Consider the following 2,132-nt stretch of genomic DNA (forward strand, 5'->3'; position numbering starts at 1 on the left):
CGGCTTGTAGGCGACCACGCGGTTCGGCTCGATCCCGCAGGAGGCGGCGAGCACCACCTTCGGCGCCGCGTCCTCGATCCGCACCGCCAGCTCGTTGGCCGCGAAGCCGCCGAACACGACCGAATGCACCGCGCCGAGCCGTGCGCAGGCCAGCATGCCGAACAGGGCCTCGGGCACCATCGGCATGTAGAGGATCACCCGGTCGCCCTTGCCGACGCCGAGGCCGGCGAGGACGGCGGCCAGTACCGCCACCTCGTCGCGCAACGCGCGGTAGGTGATGCTGCGCTTGGTCCCGGTGACGGGCGAATCGTAGCGGATCGCCACCTGATCCGCCCGCGCTCCGTCGGCGTGACGGTCCACGGCATTGTGGCAGGCGTTCAGGGTGCCGTCCGGAAACCAGCGGCCGTAGGGGCCGGAATCCGGCGCGAAGGCCCGCTGCGGGACGTCCGCCCAGTCGAGCGCCTGCGCCGCGCCGAGCCAGAACGCCTCCGGGTCGCGGCGGGCCGAGTCGTAGATGTCCGGGTAGCGGCCCGGCAGGCTGGCTCTCGTCATCGGTTCGGCGTTTCCTCGCGGGCCGCTCTCCGGCGGCGGGGCCCAGAGTAGCGCATTCTTCCGCGGGTGCGAGGCCGGTTGTGGGTCGCCGGAACCGCCCCGCGCCTTCGCTCGCGCGATCGGGGTGCTCCGTGACGCGTTCGCCGGATGCATCCCGGATCGGCGGCTTCGAAGCCGGGCGCCTCGGCGTGGCCGGCGGGAAACGCATCTGCCGGGAGGTCGCGGGTCGTCTGTTTCGATCCCCAGGCGTGCGGGCGCGGCAGGCGCCCCGTCGCCAAGGCTCCGGGGTCACATCCGCGAGAGCACGACGCCCGCCCGGATCGGCGATCCCAAGGCGGCCGTTCCTCCAAACGAGCGGTCGCAGAACGCAAAACCGCCGCACCGGTCTCCCGATGCGGCGGCAGCAGTCGTGCCGTTTCTGCTATCCGTGCGGACGGATCAGGGGCTCAGTGCAGCGTATTGCCGTTCGCCTGCAGCCTGTTGATCTCGTCCTTGAGAAGGAGTTTCCGTCGCTTCATCTCGGCGATGTGAAGGTCGTTCGCCGAAGGCCTGTGGATCGCTTCCTGAATCTCACGCTCGAGGGCTTCGTGCTTCCGGGCGAGTTGGTTCAGATGCGTCTGCAGCGACATGAGCCGAATCTCCTGTCATCGTTTCGACACACCGAGATTGGCACAAGATGCCGGACCTGTCGAAGCGTTTTCTGCTGCTAAGTCTGATGATTGCTTACCGCGCCGTCTTGTCCGGCGCCGGAGCGTGACGCATGCTCTCGGGCCATGAACGGTCTTCGGGTCCTCAGGTGACGATGGCGGACGAGGCGGGTGAGAGTGCGCAGTCGGACCTCCTGGGCGAACTGGCGCGGCTGCGCGAGGAGCACCGGGATCTCGACGGTGCCATCGAGGCGCTGGAGCGCAGCGTGGCTGGCGACCAGCTCCAGATCCAGCGTCTGAAGAAGCGCAAGCTCACCCTGCGTGACCGCATCTTCCACATCGAGGACGCGCTCACGCCGGACATCATCGCCTGATGCCGGTGGACGTCTTCGGGCCGCGCCTTGCCGCGGGCCCGCACCGCCTGTAAGCGCCCTCTTTTTCCGGGATCAACGATGGCGTCGCCTCCGGTCGCGATCATCATGGGCAGCCAGTCCGACTGGGCGACCATGCGGCATGCCGCCGAGACGCTCGATGCCCTCGGCGTACCCTACGACGCGCGCATCGTGTCGGCCCACCGCACGCCGGACCGGCTCGTGGCCTTCGCCAAAGGCGCGGTCGCGGCCGGCCTCAAGGTCGTGATCGCGGGGGCGGGCGGCGCCGCGCACCTGCCCGGCATGGCGGCCGCGATGACCCGCCTGCCGGTCTTCGGCGTCCCGGTGGAATCCAAGGCCCTGTCCGGCCAGGACAGCCTCCTCTCGATCGTCCAGATGCCGGCGGGCATCCCGGTGGGGACCCTGGCGATCGGCCGGGCCGGGGCCATCAACGCGGCCCTGCTCGCCGCCGCCGTCCTGGCGCTCTCCGATCCGGATCTGGCGGAGCGCCTGGAGGCGTGGCGCGCGGCCCAGACCGCCTCGGTGGCCGAACGCCCGTGAC

General features: G+C 70.3%; 4 protein-coding genes. 2 read left to right on the forward strand and 2 right to left on the reverse strand.

Going from position 1 to position 2,132, the window contains the following annotated elements; all coding sequences use genetic code 11:
• Together I53_RS06285 and I53_RS06290 are read right to left on the reverse strand one after the other, a co-directional pair.
• On the reverse strand, positions 1 to 552 hold a 552-nt coding region (locus I53_RS06285; RefSeq protein WP_043347962.1), incomplete at its 3' end, for an AMP-binding protein.
• 446 nt (positions 553 to 998) lie between these two features.
• Positions 999 to 1,181: a YdcH family protein gene (locus tag I53_RS06290; RefSeq protein WP_043347966.1), complete on the reverse strand. Its 183-nt coding sequence runs from the start codon at positions 1,179 to 1,181 to the stop codon at positions 999 to 1,001.
• 131 nt (positions 1,182 to 1,312) lie between these two features.
• Here I53_RS06290 and I53_RS06295 point away from each other — a divergent pair, with 131 nt between their 5' ends.
• Together I53_RS06295 and purE are read left to right on the forward strand one after the other, a co-directional pair.
• A complete protein-coding gene (locus tag I53_RS06295) occupies positions 1,313 to 1,573 on the forward strand; it encodes a YdcH family protein (RefSeq protein WP_078947082.1) in 261 nt (86 codons plus the stop codon).
• 78 nt (positions 1,574 to 1,651) lie between these two features.
• A complete protein-coding gene (gene purE / locus I53_RS06300) occupies positions 1,652 to 2,131 on the forward strand; it encodes a 5-(carboxyamino)imidazole ribonucleotide mutase (RefSeq protein ID WP_043347968.1) in 480 nt (159 codons plus the stop codon).
• The last annotated feature ends 1 nt before the right edge of the window (position 2,132 follow it).

The sequence above is a fragment of the Methylobacterium sp. B1 genome, from assembly GCF_000333255.1.
In the GTDB taxonomy this organism is placed as follows: domain Bacteria; phylum Pseudomonadota; class Alphaproteobacteria; order Rhizobiales; family Beijerinckiaceae; genus Methylobacterium; species Methylobacterium fujisawaense.